This window comes from Bowmanella denitrificans, assembly GCF_039522935.1.
Taxonomy (GTDB): Bacteria; Pseudomonadota; Gammaproteobacteria; order Enterobacterales; family Alteromonadaceae; genus Bowmanella; species Bowmanella denitrificans.
Genome location: NZ_BAAAEI010000031.1, coordinates 116,559 through 133,385 on the forward strand (window position 1 = coordinate 116,559; position 16,827 = coordinate 133,385).

Here is a 16,827-nt window from a genome sequence, read left to right on the forward strand (position 1 = left end):
TAGGTTAAAGAAAGAAGGACAGATTGATGTTTGGGCGTGAACTGAAAAAGCAAAATCAAGCATTGTTTAACGAACTGCATCTGCTTAAACAGGTTCGTGATGGTCTGTTTGAGGAAATGTTGTCATTGTCACTGGATGCTAAGGGAAGGGTCTTTTTTGCTAATGATAGTTTTCTGAAGGAATTAGGCTTTACGACGGAAGAGCTAAAGGGAAAGCTGCTGCAGGATATGGTACCACAGGAGCTCAGAGGGACAGATCACTTTAAACGTATGGTGTCAGCCATCGGCAGCAAGGAACACTGGGTGGGAGCCGTTCAGGTTACTCACAAAAAAGGCGAATATTGCTGGCTGCGCGCCATTATTCATCCTGTATTTGATCAGCAAAATCAGCTTGAACACTTTGTTGTATACGCCAATAACCTGACACGTACTATTGAGGCATCCCAACACTACGAAAATATGATCAAGGCATTACAGCGTTCCACCGCCACCATTGAGTTTGATATGGATGGCAATATATTGAATGCCAATCCGCTGTTTTTAAACGCGATGGGCTACAAGCTGGAAGAAATAAAAGGCAAGCATCACCGCATATTTTGCGCCCCTGAGATACATCAATCTCCTGAGTACGAGACATTCTGGCGCAGGCTCAGAGATGGCAATTTTTTTGCTGAGAGATTTAAGCGCATAGATAAACAGGGGCGTGATGTGTGGCTGGAAGCGTCTTATAACCCTATTTCTGATCTGAGAGGGCGTTATTACAAGGTAGTGAAATTTGCCACTGTGATCACCGAGCAGATTGAACGGGAAATCGCTGTATCTGAGGCAGCCAATGTGGCTTTTGAAACTTCACAGGAAACCGATGCGGCAGCACAACGGGGCATGCAGGTGATGGAGCAAACGGCTGAGGTTATGCGCAAGCTTGACCAGCAAATGAGTGATGCTGCTGCCAGTATCGCTGGACTTGAAACGCAATCTAAGCAAATTAGCACAATTGTTCAGGCGATCAGTAGTATTGCGGAACAAACTAATCTGCTGGCCTTGAATGCGGCTATAGAAGCTGCACGAGCGGGGGATCAGGGCCGGGGCTTTGCCGTGGTTGCGGATGAAGTACGCCAACTTGCATCACGTACCAGTAAGTCCACCGAAGAAATTGTCAATGTAGTGACAAACAATCAGACCATGACCAACACTGCCGTGGGCACCATAGAAAAGAGTAAGAAACAAGCCGAAGATGTGCAGGAACTGGTGATTCAGGCCCAGGCAGTTATTGACGAAATACTGCAAGGCTCTACCCGTGTAGTTGAGGCCGTTGCGCAGTTCTCCAATCAGTTAAAGGATTAATCCCGAGGCACGGTTTGTCGGGACAACTTACTCGCCGTGTCAACCAGGTGCTGCAGGTTGACACTTACATCCTCATACATTTTTCTACGCCGGACAACATCTTCCCCACAGCCCGCTCACAGATCTGAGATTCACTATTGGGCACACTGTCTCCCACAAACATAAGGAGACCATCATGATCAAAACACAAATATTGCCACTGTTATTTCTGGGTTTAGCCGCACCGGCTTTTGCCCAGGCCGAGCCTGAGTTTTCCCCACATAGTATGGGCCTGACCTTAGGGGGCGGCAGTGCCAAGTACAAGGGTTCCAGTGAAGATGGCAACGGGGTGGGCAATCTGTATCTGTATTATCACTACAGCTTTACCTCTCAGTTTGGTCTGGAAGTGGGTATCAATGGTGGTACTGAAGCCAGCGACTGGGAATGTAAAAAACGTGACCGGGATAACTACGAGTGTCGTAATGACCGCAAGCCCATTTTCGGAATTAATGCCGATGAACTGGATTACACTAATCTGGTCGTAGCGGCGACGGCAAACTATCCCCTGAGCGAACGTAACTCGTTGTATGGCAAAGCGGGTGCGCAGTTTTTTGACTACGAAATCAGTCAGAAAAACGCCAAACTTGCTGATGATTCTGGCGTTGGCCTGTATCTGGAAGGGGGCTGGCAGTATCGCTGGGACAATGGGATTGGCATGGACGTCGGGGTAAAATACCTGACCATGAGTGATCTAAAAGTCACAGGGATGGATGTGGGTATCAGCTACCGGTTTTAACTTAATGCACCAGCCCAATGCCGGGCTGGTGTTTTTATACTTTAGTTTGAATGCGCCGAACGCCCTGCTGCCAGGATTTGTATAATTCGTCCCGTTTCGCCTTGCTTAAAACGGGATCAAATGAACGGTCTTCTGTCCATTGCGCGGCCAGTTCCTCAAGGGATGCAAAAGTACCGGCCTGCAACCCGGCCAAGTAAGCCACACCTAGTACCGTGGTTTCATTTACTTTGCTACGTTGTACCTGGGCCCCGAGCATATCGGCCAGAAATTGCATTAACCAGTCGTTTCTGACCATGCCGCCGTCCACCCGCAGGCAGGTAGGGCGCACACCGTCGGCTTCCATAGCCTTTTGCAGATCTTTGGTTTGATAACATACCGACTGTAATCCGGCGCTGACAATTTCCTTAATACCGGTATCGCGGGTTAAGCCTAAAATGGCCCCTCTGGCATCCGGATCCCAATAAGGCGCTCCTAAGCCGGTAAAGGCCGGTACCAGCAGCACGCCGTGATCTACCTTGGTTTCCCGGGCTAATTGCTCAGATTCACCGGCTTGTTCTATCAGGTGCAAACCATCGCGTAACCACTGTATGGTGGCGCCAGCCATAAAAATGCTGCCTTCCAGGGCATAGGTGGGTTTGCCGTTTAAACGATAAGCCAGGGTGGTCAACAGGCGGTTTTGTGATTGCAATGCCTGTTCGCCGGTATTGAGCATCAGAAAGCAACCCGTGCCATAAGTGCTTTTGGCCATGCCCTTGTCAAAGCAGCATTGGCCAACCAGGGCCGCCTGTTGATCCCCTGCCATGGCCAGTATCGCAATCGCACCGCCAAACCAACTGGTATCTGTACTGCCAAATTCACAGGCGCTGTCTTTCACTTCGGGCAGCAAAGCGGCGGGAATATCAAACAGCCTGAGCAGCTCCTGATCCCATTGCTGAGCATGAATATCAAACAGCAATGTGCGCGAAGCATTAGTGGCATCGGTGGCATGTACCCGCCCCTTGGTTAAGTGCCAAAGCAGGTAGCAGTCCACCGTGCCAAAACACAATTTGCCTTGCTCTGCCTGGTGTCTGGCGCCAGGCACGTTTTCCAGTAACCAGTGGATTTTGCTGGCACAGAAATAGGGGTCCAGCAGCAGGCCGGTCTTGCTCTGTACTTGTGCTTCAAGATCGGGTTGGGCGTCCGTCAGTTTTTGACAATAATCTGCGGTGCGTCTGTCCTGCCAGACAATGGCCGGGTAAATGGGCTCGCCGCTGTCTTTATCCCAAATCAGGGTGGTTTCGCGTTGGTTGGTAATGCCGATACCAATAATGTCAGCAGCATTGAGCTGATGTTCTTTTAACAGCTGTTGGCAGCAGTCTAATACGGTGTGCCATAGATCGCCGGGGTGGTGTTCCACCCAGCCAGGCTCGGGATAGTGCTGGCTGAAATCCCGCTGCACCATATCAACGATGTGGCCTTGGCGGTGGACCAGTACCGCTCTGGAACTGGTGGTTCCCTGGTCTATGGCAAGCAAATAGCGACTCATATGACATCCTTTGTGACTGGCTGCATTAACCATATCTGAGACATCAGAGAATACCAACTGTACAGATTGCCTCTGCGTATTTATATGGATACATTGACCCTATCTGACCGGGAGTGGCAAATGGATGAATTCGACCTGTTGGTGGTAGGGGGTGGTATTAATGGTACAGGCATTGCAGCTGACGCGGCAGGGCGGGGCTTGTCAGTACTGTTGTGTGAACAGAAAGATCTGGGCTGGGCCACCTCTTCATCCAGCAGTAAACTGATACATGGCGGACTAAGGTATCTGGAGCATTATGAATTCCGCCTGGTCAGCCATGCCCTGGCAGAACGTGAGGTACTGCTTAAAAACGCCCCACATATTATCCGGCCGTTGCGTTTTCGTTTACCGCACCGCCCCCATTTGCGCCCTGCCTGGTTAATCCGAACCGGGTTGTTTTTATATGATCATCTGGCTAAAAGGGTGAGTTTGCCACCGTCGGCCAGGGTGCGTATGCATGACCCTAGCCCACTGCTAAATGACGTGGATACCTGTTTTGAGTATTCCGATGGCTGGGTTGATGATGCCCGGCTGGTCAGCCTGGTGGCGCAACAGGCGCGTGACAAGGGCGCGCAGATTTGCCCCCGCACCCGTTGCAGCGCCGTGCAACGCCAATCGGATCACTGGTTGGTGGAATTAACGTCAGGCACAGGGGAAAAACGTCCGGTTAAGGCCAAAGTACTGGTAAATGCCGCGGGGCCTTGGGTGGGCAGATTTTTGCAGCAGGGAGTGCATCAGCAATCACAAAACCATATCCGCCTGGTGCAGGGCAGTCATATTGTGGTGCCGCGTATTGATGACCAATCTTATGCCTATATTTTGCAGCACACAGATGGCCGCATTGTCTTTGTCATTCCTTATGAGCAGCACTTTTCACTGATTGGCACCACTGAGGTGGAATATCAGGGGGACCCGGCTAAGGTGCAGATCAGTGCTGCAGAGGTGGACTATCTGCTGAGTGTAGTAAACAGCTACTTCAAAATTAAAATTGCAGCCACAGATATAGTACACAGCTTTTCTGGGGTCAGGCCGCTACTGGATGACAATCAGCAGCAGGCAGGTAAGGTCACCAGAGATTATCGTTTTGAACTCAGTGGCGCCAAGGATCAGCCACCACTGCTAACGGTGTTCGGCGGTAAAATCACCACTTACAGACGCCTGGCACAGGCGGCGGTCAACAAACTGGGCGAGTTTTTGCCAGCCATGGGGCGGCCCTGGACGGCAGCAGCCTTGTTACCTGGGGGAGATTTTACCTCTCTGGCTGCTTTACAATCGGAGTTGTGGCAACGCTACCCCTGGCTGGACAGGTCGGTGCTTGATCGCTATGCCCGTCAGTACGGCACTTTGAGTCATCGGATACTGCAGGATTGCCAGGCGGTTGAAGATTTGGGCGAACATTTTGGTCAGGGATTGTATCGCCGGGAGGTGGACTATTTGTGCCAGTATGAATGGGCCAGCACCACAGAAGATATATTGTGGAGACGCACTAAACTGGGGCTGCATATGAACCAAAGCCAGCAATTGCAGTTGCAGAGATTTATGGATAAAGAGTGAGACAGGAGGGGCTATGCGTATAGCGGTACTTATTGGCGTTGCGATGATTCCAGCCTTTTTGGCAGGCTGGTGGGTTGGTAAGCAAAGAATGGAACCCGTTCTGAGCGACAAGGAACAATATGTACAGGTTGGCAGCTCGCCCCAATCGCCAATTCCAGCCGTTAGCCGACCACAAAGTCAGATGAAGGAAGCAATAAAACTGTCCGGCCGCCAGGCATCAGACCATTCGGAATTTCAGTTGTACTGGCAAACCTATCAAACCGCTGCCGGGTTGTCGGCCCAAACGCTGCAAGATGAACTGACCGTACTTGCCACAAATACCGATGAGCATTATCGCCAGGGTATTTCCAGAATTTACTTCAGTCGCCTGGTAAGCCTGGATGGTGCACTGGCTTTCCAATTGGCTCTGAGGTTGTATGGCGAGCGCATGGAAGACTTTGAGGTCTTGCAAAATGTATTGCATGAATGGGTACTTATAGCCCCCGAGGCTGCTGTAGCAAGCCTGGCTCAACTGGATGACAAACCAATAAAGCACTGGCTGATTTCCTCGGTTATCCATGATCCTGCGGCTGCATCATTGTTGGATAAAGAAAGTCTGTTACCCATGCTGCCATCGTCAATGCGTCAGGGGATGTTAGTCAGACTGAAGCAGGATCTGCCACCGGAGCAAAGTTTTGAGCACTTTCTAAGCGGAAATTACAGTACCAATGAGCGGGAAGCCGGTTTGATGAATGCGCTGCTGCAGTGGGGCCGACAAGATCCTCAGGCTGCCCTGGATAAAATCATAACCAGTCTGCCGGCAAATCGACAGCGTAACTATCTGAATCTAGTGTTACGGCAGTGGGCAGAGACTGATGCCAACAGTGCCCTTAACCAGGCTCTTGTGCTGGAGAAAGGTGACGGTGATTTGATTGCCACTGTGTTACAGGCGGTTGCAGAGCGCGACGGCCTGGCTGCCATGACACAATTCCAGCAACACAGAAACAGAATGCAACCGCACGCCGTACAGGGCATTTTGGCCACCTGGGCTACGCATGATTTGGACGGTACCTTAAGTTATGTGGAACAAAACAGTGCCTGGATTGATAAAACCCAGCTAACCCCGATGCTGAGTAATTTTGCTCAGCAGCGTCCAATTGACGCGGCGCTGTGGGTGTCTAATGCCAACCTGCCACAAGCCGTCATTCGTAATGTAGCTGGTCAACTGGTTTATGCCCATCCGGATGACGCGGAAGCATTGCTGGAATACAGCCTGGATGGCAATTTACGTAATAGTCTGATCGACAGTCTGGCTAACGAAAAACTGGCGATGGGCTTTGCAGAGGCCAGTGCCTGGGTGCAGAGCAAGCTGCCACCGCAGCAATGGACAGAAAAAAGGCGTGAACTGTTGTCTAATCTGGCCCATCAGAACCCGGCCGAAGCGGCTGATTACGTGTTTGAGCAAGTGCCGGTGGACGAACATCTGGTGGCCAGTGTGGCGATGAATTGGGCATCAAGGGATACCCAGTCTGCCAGGCAATGGGTACAGTCACTGCCCAGTGGACCTGCAAAAAATATGGCCATTTCAGGTTATATGCGCAACCTGAATCCCAGTCAGATTAATGATGCGTACTTTCTGCTTGAGCAGATTAGTGACGATGCCGTGCGACAACGTTTGCAAAACCATTTAACCCAGCAACTGAATCAGGGGCAATAAAGACTGCGCTTTATCGCCCCTCAGGGAGCCCTATTAACCTTGTTCGGCTATCCATTCATTGGTGAGCTCTTCAAGTAGATCCAGTGGCAGGCTGCCGGTGCGCAGGATCTGGTCATGGAAAGCGCGAATATCGAACTTGTCACCCAGTTGCTGTTCGGCACGTTGGCGCAGTTCGAGTATTTTCAGCTCGCCAATTTTGTATGATAGCGCCTGACCCGGCCAGCTGATGTAACGGTCTATCTGGTTGACTACATCCGGCATGGAGAGTGCCGTATTGTTGGCCAGATAATCTATTGCTTGTTGTCTTGACCAGCCCAGGGCATGCATGCCGGTATCCACAACCAGACGGCTGGCTCGCCAGGCTTCGTAAGTTAAACGGCCAAAATCACTGTATGGGTCCTGATAGAAGCCCATTTCTTTGCCCAACCGCTCTGAATACAAGCCCCAGCCCTCACCGTAGGCGGAATGGTAGAGGGTTTTGCGAAACTCCGGCATATCCATCTCGCCGGCAATGGCAGATTGAAAATGATGGCCAGGCTCTGCCTCGTGGAAGGTTAATGCTTCCAGGTTATACAGTGGTTCTGCCTTAAGGTCTTTGGTGCCGATAAAGTAGGTGCCTGACGTGGTGTCGCTGCCATCAGAAGCCACGTAGTAAGCACCGCCGCCGGGACTGGACTTAATATCAAAGGTGTTACGTGGCAGCGTATTGAACCACTTAGGTAACTGGCCGGCCATTTTACGGGTTATGTAGGCAGCCTTTTCCAGCAACTGCAATTCAGATTCGGCGTAGAATTTCGGCTCATTGCGCAGATAATGAATAAACTCTTTAAAGTTGCCGCTGAATTTTACCTCGCGGATGATCTGCTCCATCTCGCCACGAATACGCTTTACTTCATCTAAACCCAACTGATGAATCTGTTCTGCACTCATATTGGTCGTGGTGTAGAAGCGAATCAGATACTGGTAGTAGTCCTTGCCTCCAGGCAAGGCGCTGATGCCCACCTGTTTGCGGCAGTAAGGCATATACTCGCGGGTAAAGAACTCAAACAGCTTGCGGTACTCAGGAACAACCACTTGCATAATCACCTGTTTACCTTGCTTAATCAGTTGCTGCTGGGCTTGTTGATTGATGCGGGATGGCATATTTGCGAAAGGGGCAAAGAACACTGAGTCTTCTACTTTATCCACCAGATGCTTGCTGATTGTCTGTTCATAGCCTGCAAAGCTTTGACAATACTGGGTATGGCCCTGAGCAATGGCTTGCTTGAGACTGGTAAGGTGATCTTCGTTGTAGCGGGGAAAGTCTGCCAAACTGACCAGATAATCCTCATAGTCCTGTTGACTGAGAAATGACATATTGTCCGGCGCAGCGGCGAAGTAAGTATGGTAGCCCGCATAAATGGTGAAAGGATAGAAATGATCTAACTGCTGGTAACTTTGCGCTTCGCTTTGTCGTTCGTATTTAAATAAGCGATAGGTCAGCTGGTCAGCTTTTGGCAGCTGCTGCCAATCGATTTTTTCCAGCTCTGCCAGCATGTCTTGATTAAAGGCGGCGCGGCGCTCGCGACCTTGCTGAGACATATCGGGCAGTTTTCCATTCATTCTGAAGGTATCGGGATCTTTGCGAAAGAATATCTGTTCCTTATTCGCCTGCTGCCAATGACGTGCTAATAATTGTTGCAGGCTGTCACTTGCTTCATTAGCCTGAGCGGGCAAAGCCAACCCGATACCCAGTAAAGCGCCGCTTAGGATTAATTTGATTTTCATTCTGCTTCCTTCAAACATGGCGAGGCAGACAAACTAGCGTAAACCATCGAAAATGCCTAGCTGCAATCCACAGATTGCAGCATAGAGGGCGTCAATGGGACTATGCAGGCCTCAGGCTGAAGGCGGGGCTGTCAGGCATCAGTGTTTTAACCTGTAGCCGGTTTTAAAAATCCACCATACCCCGAACAGACAAATCAGCAAGAACATCAGGGTCATAAACAAACTCAGACCGACACTAACATCCGCGACGCCATAAAATGACCAGCGAAATCCACTGATTAAGTACACCACGGGATTAAACAGGGTAATTTGCTGCCAAACAGGCGGCAACATATTGATGGAGTAAAAGCTGCCGCCCAGGAAGGTCAATGGCGTGATAATCATGGCAGGAATGACCTGCAGCTTGTCAAAGCCGTCAGCCCAGATACCGATAATGAAACCAAACAGGCTGAAGGTCAGCGCGGTGAGTACCAGGAATGCCAGCATCCACCATGGATGGGCAATTTCAAAAGGAACAAATACCCTGGCGGTAGCCAAAATCAGGATACCGAGAATAATTGACTTGCTGGCGGCCGCCCCGACAAAGCCGGTGACTATCTCGAATGGCGATACGGGCGCTGACAATACTTCATAGATGGTGCCAGTAAACTTAGGCATATGTATCCCGAATGAGGCATTGGAAATACTCTCGGTTAACAGTGACAACATTATCAAGCCCGGCACGATAAAAGCACCGTAACTGATGCCGTCTATTTCCACCATGCGCGAGCCGATGGCTGAACCAAACACGACAAAATACAAGGATGTGGAAATGACCGGGGAGGCGATGCTTTGCATCAGAGTGCGCCAAGTGCGGGCCATTTCAAACTGATAAATTGCGCGAATTGCGTAAATGTTCATGCATGCTCCCTGACCAGGTTAACGAAGATATCTTCGAGTGAACTTTGTGAAGACTGCAGGTCTTTAAAATCGATCTGGTGATCGTTCAGTGTTTTGAGCAATTCGGCGATACCTGTGTGCTGAGCATGAACGTCGTAGGTATAAACAAGCTGACTGCCATTGTCCGTCAGCTCCAACTCATAGTGGTCCAAGCCATTCGGCAAGGCAGATATTGCGGTTTGCAGATGAAGTGTCAGTTGCTTCTTACCCAGCTTGTTGATCAGACTATGTTTGTTTTCCACCAGAATTAAACGTCCTTTATTAATAACCCCGATGCGATCGGCCATTTCCTCGGCCTCTTCAATATAGTGGGTGGTCAGTATGATGGTGACACCCTGCTCACGCAGCTTTCTTACCAGATTCCACATGTCACGGCGCAAATCCACGTCTACCCCGGCCGTGGGTTCGTCCAGAAACAGGATTTTAGGTTCATGAGCCAGGGCCTTGGCAATCAGGACCCTGCGTTTCATTCCGCCTGACAGGGCCATGATTTTGCTGTCTTTCTTTTCCCACAGCGACAAACTACGTAGTAACTGCTCCAGATAGGCCGGATTAGCCGGTTTACCAAATAGGCCCCGACTGAAAGTGACCGTAGCCCATACGGTTTCAAAGGTATTGGTAAACAATTCCTGCGGTACCAGGCCAATCAGTGAACGTGATGCCCGGTAGCTGGTTAAAATGTCGTTGCCATCTACTGTAACCCCGCCATGACTTGGATTGACGATACCGCATATAATGCTGATTAATGTGGTCTTGCCTGCGCCGTTTGGTCCGAGCAGAGCAAATATTTCACCTTTATGGATATCCAGATTGATATCCGCTAAGGCGCTATGGCCGGAAGCATATTGCTTGCCCAATTGTTTGACAGATATGATTGGATGCACGACTTCTCCTTGTTGAAGTGGAACGGCAAGGATAAATCCTCAAGTAATATTGAGGTCAACAGTTTAAATGTATTTTTGCTACAGGGACGTTGCCCGGCTACTCTGATATTGTACGCAGGCCAGAATGGCGCTTAACAGCAGCGCTATCAATCCTGTTGCCGCAGATCCTGGCCCCAGAGCCGCCAAACCATAGTTTGCAATGATCTTAGCACCCACAAAACTCCCCAGCGCTATACCCAGATTACACACTGAAATATTCAGTGCCGCTGCCAGAGCAGGTGCATCCGGTGCGGCTGCCGTCACCCTGACTTGGCATGCGACAAATGCAGCCATATGCGCCACCCCCCAAAATACAAACAACAGAAATGCTGGGGCACTGGGCGCTGCATACTGACTTAACAGCAGCAACACCAGTCCTAGCAGCAATGTTATATAGACAGTCGTTTGCAAAGGCTTTTTTTCGACAAGACGGGAGGCAAATTCATTACCGGCCAGACCTGCCAGGGCAAATATAAACAAGGCAACACCGATACGATTTGTCGTAATACCGGCCAACTGCAATAACCAGGGACTAATGTAACTGTAACTGACAAACATACTGGTAAACACCAACAGAGACAGCAACAAGTGCAAGATAAAATGTGGCTTTAGCAATGCATCGCTGATAGTGGTGTGCATTGTTACCCGATGCCTTATGGGGATCGCATGGCGGGTTATCGGAACAAGAACGAAGCAAAGAACGGCTAGCAATAAAAGGATGTTTTGCCAGCCCAGCCATGGACTGAGTGAAAGTCCTAGCGGGATAATCACAACCAGACTGACAACTACACCCAGATTAATTTGACCTACGGCCCGACCCTGTTGTCCTGAGGCCGCGTGAAAGGCGGCATAGCTGCTGGCGATGCTGATATAGGCCGTTAACACTGTGCCCTGAATCATTCTGCAGCCTATGGCAACTTCAAATGAAGATGAAACGGCCGTCAGCATGGTACTAAAGCCTGCCACTGCCAAGCATAAAGCCAGCGCTCGTGAGGTCGACCATCGGCTAAGGTAAAACGTGATAACCGGGCCTGCCAAAGAGGCAGAAAGCGCAAACGTCGACACTAACATTCCCAACTCTTCCAAGGAGCGGTTGTAACTTGGTACCAATAATGGCAACAGTCCAACTATCAGGAACTCAAGAGTAACAAACAGGCAACAGCCTGTGATCAGAGTAAATAGATGGGCGGCGGTTAAACCGCTACCCTGTTGATTAGCTGCCATAGCAAGGCTAAATGTTGGCGCCGTGATCGACAGTAATTTCAGTTCCGGTTAGGGCTTGCCCAGCTTCTTCAGCTAACCAACTGACCACATTGGCAACATCCATGGCAGAGTTAAATTTGGGAATGGCCATTAGCGCAAGTTGACCGCCGGCATGTTCACCGTTGGCTGGATTCATATCTGTGTCCGTTGAACCAGGATGGACGATGTTCACATTGATACGTCGATGACCCAATTCCCGTGCCATAGCCTTTGTCAGCCCAACCAACGCAGCCTTGCTCATGGCATACAGGCTAAGCCCCGGTCCCGGCACTCTGGTCGCAAGATTGCTGCCGATATTGATGATCCTGCCACCATTCGGCATATGTTTGAGCACTGCCTGGCTGGCAATAAATACCGCACGAACATTCACGTTGAGGGTGCTATCCAGATCCTCAACAGAGAAGGATTCCACTGGTCTGGCGTCAAAGATACCGGCATTGTTGATAAGAATATCGATATTTTTGCGGGAGGCACCTAACTGCTGAATAGCGCCCTGCAATGCACGATGGTCGGTATTATCCGCTTTTATTGCCAAAGCGTTACCGCCGGCGTGCTCTATTTCTGCTACCAGTGCGTTAGCCGCATGCTCAGAGTTATGGTAAGAAAATGCCACAAATGCGCCCATTGCCGCCAGTTTTCTGGCAATAGCAGCTCCAATGCCGCGGCTACCACCCGTAATAAATACCGTTTTTCCAGTTAGATTTTTCATTATTTGCCTTTTATGTAGTGATCAATACATATTAAGATGTGGTCAACAGAGTGAGATGTCAAACTATTTTTATAGTGATCGATAAATAATGAGTGACAGTAAGAGAGGAAGGCCCCGGGCCTTTGATCGGGAAAAAGCGTTACAAAACGCAATGGAGCTATTCTGGCAGAAAGGCTTTGATAACACGTCGTTGTCAGAGTTGACGGCCTGTATGGGGCTGAATCCGCCAAGTTTATATGCCAGTTTTAAAAGCAAAGAGGGCCTGTTTAACGAGGCGTTGGCGCGCTATGAAGAAACGGAAGGTAAGGGAATTTGGGAGCACCTGGAAGAAGCGGCAACCGCCCGGGAGGCTGTGGAGCAGTTGTTACATGCGTCTGCCTTAAACTTCTCCCGGCAGGACAAACCCAAAGGGTGCATGATAGTCTTATCGGCACCGCAGATGTGTGGGAGCAGCAACACTATCTGTGAAGAGCTGAGGCTAAAACGTAAGCGCTCCATGCAATTACTGCATAGCAGGCTGGAACGGGCTAAACGGGAAGGTGAACTGCCTGAACAGACCGATTGCGCAGGTCTTGCCAATCTTGTGCTGACTTTTCAGCATGGTATGTCTATTCAAGCCCGGGATGGAAGCAGTCGTCAAACTTTGGTCAAGCTGGCGGAACAGTTTATCAGCGCCTGGGAATGTCTGATTCATATCCGCTAAAGACAGGGCTTGAATATTTTGAGATTATTTTTTGAACAATTTTGCCGATAAAGTAAACTAAGTATTGTAAGTGTCGGGTTTGTATCCATACCCAAAGGATTATCGGCACTGTCATTGGCAAGGGAGGGAGTAGCTGATGAAAAGCCAGACTTTATATTTCGCATACGGCTCTAATATGTCGCAAGCCAGAATTGCCGCCAGGATCCCGTCTGCATGCAAATTATTGGCGGCAGAACTAATGGGCTTTGTGTTACGTTTTGATAAACCCGGCCAGGATGGTTCAGGTAAAGGTAACGTGTGGCGCACCGGCGATCCGAGTGACAGTGTATGGGGAGTGGTCTATCAAATGGATACTGCCGCTATACCGACTCTGGATAGTATCGAAGGCGACGGCTATATCAGACGCACCGTCGCTGTTTACCTGGATGATATCCGCCTTGAAGCGCAAACCTATATTGCCCAGCATACCCAAGCCAATTTGAAGCCTTTTACCTGGTATAAGAATCATGTTCTGACAGGGGCACGAGAAAGCCAATTGCCCTCCGAGCATATTGCTAATATCGCAAGGGTGCGAAGCGTGAAAGATCCTGTCACCAGTCGGCATATGCAGGAAATGGCAGTCTACAAAATGACACCGCAGTTAACCGCTACACATTAACAACATTCACTGGCTGTGAGGATAACAGCCAGTGCCTCTTGGTGTGAAAAAGCTGAAATTTTCACCGCATTAGCTTAGAATCGCGGCCTTTTTTCAACGCTGCGAAGTCCACCTATGCTGGAAAAACTCTTTAAGCTGTCCGCTCGCGGAACAGATGTCAGAACCGAGGTGTTTGCCGGGCTGACTATCTTTCTGACCATGGCTTACATTATTTTTGTCAATCCTTCCATTCTTGCCGACGCAGGTATGGACAAAGGTGCGGTGTTTGTCGCTACCTGTCTGGCCGCTGCCATTGGTTGTCTGATTATGGGGCTGGTGGCCAACTTCCCATTGGCATTAGCGCCTGGTATGGGGTTGAACGCCTTTTTTACATATGGTGTTGTGCAATCCATGGGGCACAGTTGGCAAACTGCGCTGGGGGCTGTGTTTTTATCAGGCATTTTGTTCTTTACCTTAAGTGCATTTAAGGTGCGGGAGTGGATTATTAATGCCATCCCACGCACTTTAAAACTGGGGATTGCCACAGGTATTGGTGCTTTTCTGGCCATGATCGCCCTGAAAAATGCCGGGATTATTGTTGCTCATCCAGCCACTTTGGTGACTCTTGGCGATCTAACCGCTTTTGTCCCGCTGATGAGTATTCTTGGTTTTTTCCTTATAGCAGGCTTTACCGCCCGCAATATGCCCGGCGCGGTGTTGGTGGCTATTCTGATTATGACGGTCATCGGGCTAATGAGCGGCGATGTGCAATATCAGGGGATCGTCTCGGCTCCTCCCTCTCTGGCTCCGACTTTTCTGCAAATGGATATTCAGGCCGCATTGGAACTGTCCATGCTCAGCGTGGTGTTTGGTTTTTTGTTTGTGGATCTGTTTGACACCTCCGGCACTCTGATTGCGGTGACGCAAAAGGCCGGATTGGCGGATAAAGACGGTAATGTGCCGCAATTGGGCAGGGCATTGATGAGTGACAGTGCCGCGACTATTGCCGGTGCATCGTTAGGAACCTCCACTACCACAAGTTATGTGGAAAGTGCCTCGGGCGTGGCGGCAGGGGGGCGTACCGGTTTAACCGCCGTGGTGGTGGGCCTGCTGTTTCTGCTCAGCATCTTCTTTGCGCCTTTGGCTGGCATGATTCCTGTTTATGCCACCGCTGGCGCAATTTTCTATGTGGCAATACTGATGTTGTTTAACCTGCGTGAAATTGACTGGGACGACATCAGCGAAGCGGCGCCGGTGACGGTGGTTTTGCTGTTTACTCCGTTAACTTTTTCCATTGCCCATGGTATTACCCTGGCCTTTATTACTTATGCGTTTGCCAAAGCAGTTTGTGGGAAGTGGCGGGAGGTGAGTCTGAGTGTCTGGATCCTGACACTGCTGTTCGTATTGAAAATTGCTTTCTTTGATCATTAAAAAAGGGAGCAACCGCTCCCTTTGTTTTACTTCATCAGAATATCCAGGATATCCGCAAGTTCCTTCTTGCCTTCAATTATTTCTTGCGGTGTCAGACCGGATAGTTCATGGGGAAAGACCAGCCACTCATCGCTCTTGTTGACATAATAATCCGGCACAATGTCGACCTTGCTATTGGCGGGCTTATACCAAGGGCAGGCTACACGGATATCATGTGGTGTATTCAAGCGCGACAGCTTGCGGATCTGTAACAACAGGGCTTCGATACTGCGACCTGAATCGAACACGTCATCTACAATCAGCAGCTTGTCGTCGGCATTCGCGTTTTCAATCAGATAATGCAGGCCGTGCACCTTAATCTCTTTGGACTGCTTGCCAATGCCATAGTAAGACGAGGTGCGCACAGCGATATGGTCGGTTTTAACGTGCTTGTAATCAAAAAATTCCTGAACGGCGATACCTATAGGTGCACCACCCCGCCAGATGCCCACAATATAATCGGGCCTGAAGCCATCTTCATAGACAATAGAGGCCAGACGAAACGCGTCCTGCAGCAGTTCCTGTGAGGTAATGAATTTCTTTTCTGACATACCGCTCACTCAGTTTGATTAAAAAGGGCGCGAATTATAGAGGAATCGACGGGAAATTACAGGCTTTTACCCTGAAACCAGCCAATTCTGCTGCGGATACTCAATACATATTGTCAGGGTATTAGCACGACTATCATTCACAGTATGAAGGTAAGTATACTGGGTACATAGAATTTTAGCGGGAAAATAGCATGCAGTTAATGAAAGCCAGTTGGATGGAAGTTGAAGATTACTTGCGAACCAGTAAAGCAGTATTGATTCCTATCGGTTCGGTGGAGCAACATGGCCCTAATGGTTTGCTTGGCACTGACGCATTGTGCCCGGAACTGATAGCACATCGCGCCGCGCAGCAGGCCAAGATGCTTGTCGGCCCCACCTTTAATGTTGGCTGTGCACAACATCATCTGGCCTTTGCCGGCAGCATAACCCTGCGTCCCAGCACGATGATTGCAGCGATACAAGATTGGACAGCGTCACTGCGTCGTCATGGTTTTGAACGGATTTACTGGCTGAATGGTCACGGTGGCAACATTGCCACCATTAACGCCGCTTTTGCCGAAGTTTATGCTGAGATGAGTTTTCAATCTCATGCACCCGCGCAAGACTTGTATATGAAGCTGCAAAATTGGTGGCAGTTGCCTGGCGTGGCAGAGCTTTGTAAAGAACTGTATCCCATCGGAGATGGTATGCATGCTACCGCCTCGGAAGTGGCGGTGACCTATGCAGGTTACCCGGAGGCGCAGAAACAGGTTGATATGTCACCCAGAATTGCCCCGATGGGTGAAATTCGCCATGCCCATGCTTACCGTCAGACCTTTGCTGATGGCAGGATCGGCTCAGATCCCAGTCAGGCTACAGTCGAAGGTGGTGAACGCATCATTCAACTGGCGGCCAAGTCTTTGCTGGCAGACTTTCAGACATTCAGTGTCTGAG

The 16,827-nt window shown here is 49.9% G+C and carries 15 protein-coding genes; 8 read left to right on the forward strand and 7 right to left on the reverse strand.

Annotation, left to right across the window (positions count from 1 at the left end; translation table 11 throughout):
- Nucleotides 1-26 precede the first annotated feature (26 nt).
- Entirely contained in the window at nt 27-1,343 is a 1,317-nt protein-coding gene (locus ABD028_RS21790) for a methyl-accepting chemotaxis protein (RefSeq protein ID WP_343847465.1), read from the forward strand.
- 175 nt (nt 1,344-1,518) lie between these two features.
- The gene (locus ABD028_RS21795; RefSeq protein WP_343847466.1) at nt 1,519-2,118 is read left to right on the forward strand and encodes a porin family protein; all 600 of its coding nucleotides are present in this window, start codon (nt 1,519-1,521) and stop codon (nt 2,116-2,118) included.
- 34 nt (nt 2,119-2,152) lie between these two features.
- Here the strand turns inward: ABD028_RS21795 and glpK are convergent, their stop codons facing one another.
- Entirely contained in the window at nt 2,153-3,643 is a 1,491-nt protein-coding gene (glpK, locus tag ABD028_RS21800) for a glycerol kinase GlpK (RefSeq protein WP_343847467.1), read from the reverse strand.
- Between the two features lie 84 nt (nt 3,644-3,727).
- Here glpK and glpD point away from each other — a divergent pair, with 84 nt between their 5' ends.
- Together glpD and ABD028_RS21810 are read left to right on the forward strand one after the other, a co-directional pair.
- Entirely contained in the window at nt 3,728-5,236 is a 1,509-nt protein-coding gene (gene glpD, locus ABD028_RS21805; RefSeq protein ID WP_343847468.1) for a glycerol-3-phosphate dehydrogenase, read from the forward strand.
- Between the two features lie 13 nt (nt 5,237-5,249).
- Complete coding sequence (locus ABD028_RS21810) at nt 5,250-6,932, forward strand: hypothetical protein (RefSeq protein ID WP_343847469.1); 1,683 nt, start codon at nt 5,250-5,252, stop codon at nt 6,930-6,932.
- A gap of 33 nt (nt 6,933-6,965) precedes the next feature.
- Here the strand turns inward: ABD028_RS21810 and ABD028_RS21815 are convergent, their stop codons facing one another.
- The 5 genes from ABD028_RS21815 to ABD028_RS21835 form a co-directional block, all read right to left on the reverse strand.
- On the reverse strand, nt 6,966-8,699 hold the full coding sequence (locus ABD028_RS21815; protein WP_343847470.1) for a DUF885 domain-containing protein: 1,734 nt from the start codon (nt 8,697-8,699) through the stop codon (nt 6,966-6,968).
- A 138-nt stretch (nt 8,700-8,837) separates the two neighbouring features.
- The gene (locus tag ABD028_RS21820) at nt 8,838-9,599 is read right to left on the reverse strand and encodes an ABC transporter permease (RefSeq protein ID WP_343847471.1); all 762 of its coding nucleotides are present in this window, start codon (nt 9,597-9,599) and stop codon (nt 8,838-8,840) included.
- Complete coding sequence (locus ABD028_RS21825; protein WP_343847472.1) at nt 9,596-10,522, reverse strand: ABC transporter ATP-binding protein; 927 nt, start codon at nt 10,520-10,522, stop codon at nt 9,596-9,598. The genes ABD028_RS21820 and ABD028_RS21825 overlap by 4 nt, the downstream gene beginning before the upstream one ends.
- 78 nt (nt 10,523-10,600) lie before the next feature.
- Nucleotides 10,601-11,785, reverse strand: coding sequence for an MFS transporter (locus ABD028_RS21830; protein ID WP_343847473.1), 1,185 nt, complete (start codon nt 11,783-11,785; stop codon nt 10,601-10,603).
- 7 nt (nt 11,786-11,792) lie between these two features.
- Nucleotides 11,793-12,533: an SDR family NAD(P)-dependent oxidoreductase gene (locus ABD028_RS21835; RefSeq protein WP_343847474.1), complete on the reverse strand. Its 741-nt coding sequence runs from the start codon at nt 12,531-12,533 to the stop codon at nt 11,793-11,795.
- Between the two features lie 88 nt (nt 12,534-12,621).
- On the opposite strand from ABD028_RS21835, the gene ABD028_RS21840 reads away from it, so the two are divergent.
- The 3 genes from ABD028_RS21840 to ABD028_RS21850 all read left to right on the forward strand — a co-directional run bounded on the left by ABD028_RS21840 (nt 12,622) and on the right by ABD028_RS21850 (nt 15,304).
- Entirely contained in the window at nt 12,622-13,236 is a 615-nt protein-coding gene (locus tag ABD028_RS21840; protein WP_343847475.1) for a TetR/AcrR family transcriptional regulator, read from the forward strand.
- A 136-nt stretch (nt 13,237-13,372) separates the two neighbouring features.
- Entirely contained in the window at nt 13,373-13,894 is a 522-nt protein-coding gene (locus ABD028_RS21845) for a gamma-glutamylcyclotransferase family protein (protein WP_343847476.1), read from the forward strand.
- 114 nt (nt 13,895-14,008) lie between these two features.
- The gene (locus ABD028_RS21850) at nt 14,009-15,304 is read left to right on the forward strand and encodes an NCS2 family permease (protein ID WP_343847477.1); all 1,296 of its coding nucleotides are present in this window, start codon (nt 14,009-14,011) and stop codon (nt 15,302-15,304) included.
- Between the two features lie 26 nt (nt 15,305-15,330).
- On the opposite strand, the gene ABD028_RS21855 is transcribed toward ABD028_RS21850, so the two are convergent.
- The gene (locus ABD028_RS21855; protein WP_102794444.1) at nt 15,331-15,894 is read right to left on the reverse strand and encodes a phosphoribosyltransferase; all 564 of its coding nucleotides are present in this window, start codon (nt 15,892-15,894) and stop codon (nt 15,331-15,333) included.
- Between the two features lie 191 nt (nt 15,895-16,085).
- On the opposite strand from ABD028_RS21855, the gene ABD028_RS21860 reads away from it, so the two are divergent.
- Nucleotides 16,086-16,826 (forward strand): creatininase family protein, encoded by a 741-nt coding sequence (locus ABD028_RS21860; protein ID WP_343847478.1) that lies wholly within the window; start codon nt 16,086-16,088, stop codon nt 16,824-16,826.
- The last annotated feature ends 1 nt before the right edge of the window (nt 16,827 follow it).

What these genes read in the sequence shown, in the direction of transcription:
- ABD028_RS21790 (WP_343847465.1), top strand. Translation starts at nt 27, where the DNA reads ATGTTTGGGCGTGAACTGAAAAAGCAAAATCAAGCATTGTTTAACGAA.
- ABD028_RS21795 (WP_343847466.1), top strand. Translation starts at nt 1,519, where the DNA reads ATGATCAAAACACAAATATTGCCACTGTTATTTCTGGGTTTAGCCGCA.
- glpK (WP_343847467.1), bottom strand. Translation starts at nt 3,643, where the DNA reads ATGAGTCGCTATTTGCTTGCCATAGACCAGGGAACCACCAGTTCCAGA.
- glpD (WP_343847468.1), top strand. Translation starts at nt 3,728, where the DNA reads ATGGATACATTGACCCTATCTGACCGGGAGTGGCAAATGGATGAATTC.
- ABD028_RS21810 (WP_343847469.1), top strand. Translation starts at nt 5,250, where the DNA reads ATGCGTATAGCGGTACTTATTGGCGTTGCGATGATTCCAGCCTTTTTG.
- ABD028_RS21815 (WP_343847470.1), bottom strand. Translation starts at nt 8,699, where the DNA reads ATGAAAATCAAATTAATCCTAAGCGGCGCTTTACTGGGTATCGGGTTG.
- ABD028_RS21820 (WP_343847471.1), bottom strand. Translation starts at nt 9,599, where the DNA reads ATGAACATTTACGCAATTCGCGCAATTTATCAGTTTGAAATGGCCCGC.
- ABD028_RS21830 (WP_343847473.1), bottom strand. Translation starts at nt 11,785, where the DNA reads ATGGCAGCTAATCAACAGGGTAGCGGTTTAACCGCCGCCCATCTATTT.
- ABD028_RS21835 (WP_343847474.1), bottom strand. Translation starts at nt 12,533, where the DNA reads ATGAAAAATCTAACTGGAAAAACGGTATTTATTACGGGTGGTAGCCGC.
- ABD028_RS21840 (WP_343847475.1), top strand. Translation starts at nt 12,622, where the DNA reads ATGAGTGACAGTAAGAGAGGAAGGCCCCGGGCCTTTGATCGGGAAAAA.
- ABD028_RS21845 (WP_343847476.1), top strand. Translation starts at nt 13,373, where the DNA reads ATGAAAAGCCAGACTTTATATTTCGCATACGGCTCTAATATGTCGCAA.
- ABD028_RS21850 (WP_343847477.1), top strand. Translation starts at nt 14,009, where the DNA reads ATGCTGGAAAAACTCTTTAAGCTGTCCGCTCGCGGAACAGATGTCAGA.
- ABD028_RS21855 (WP_102794444.1), bottom strand. Translation starts at nt 15,894, where the DNA reads ATGTCAGAAAAGAAATTCATTACCTCACAGGAACTGCTGCAGGACGCG.
- ABD028_RS21860 (WP_343847478.1), top strand. Translation starts at nt 16,086, where the DNA reads ATGCAGTTAATGAAAGCCAGTTGGATGGAAGTTGAAGATTACTTGCGA.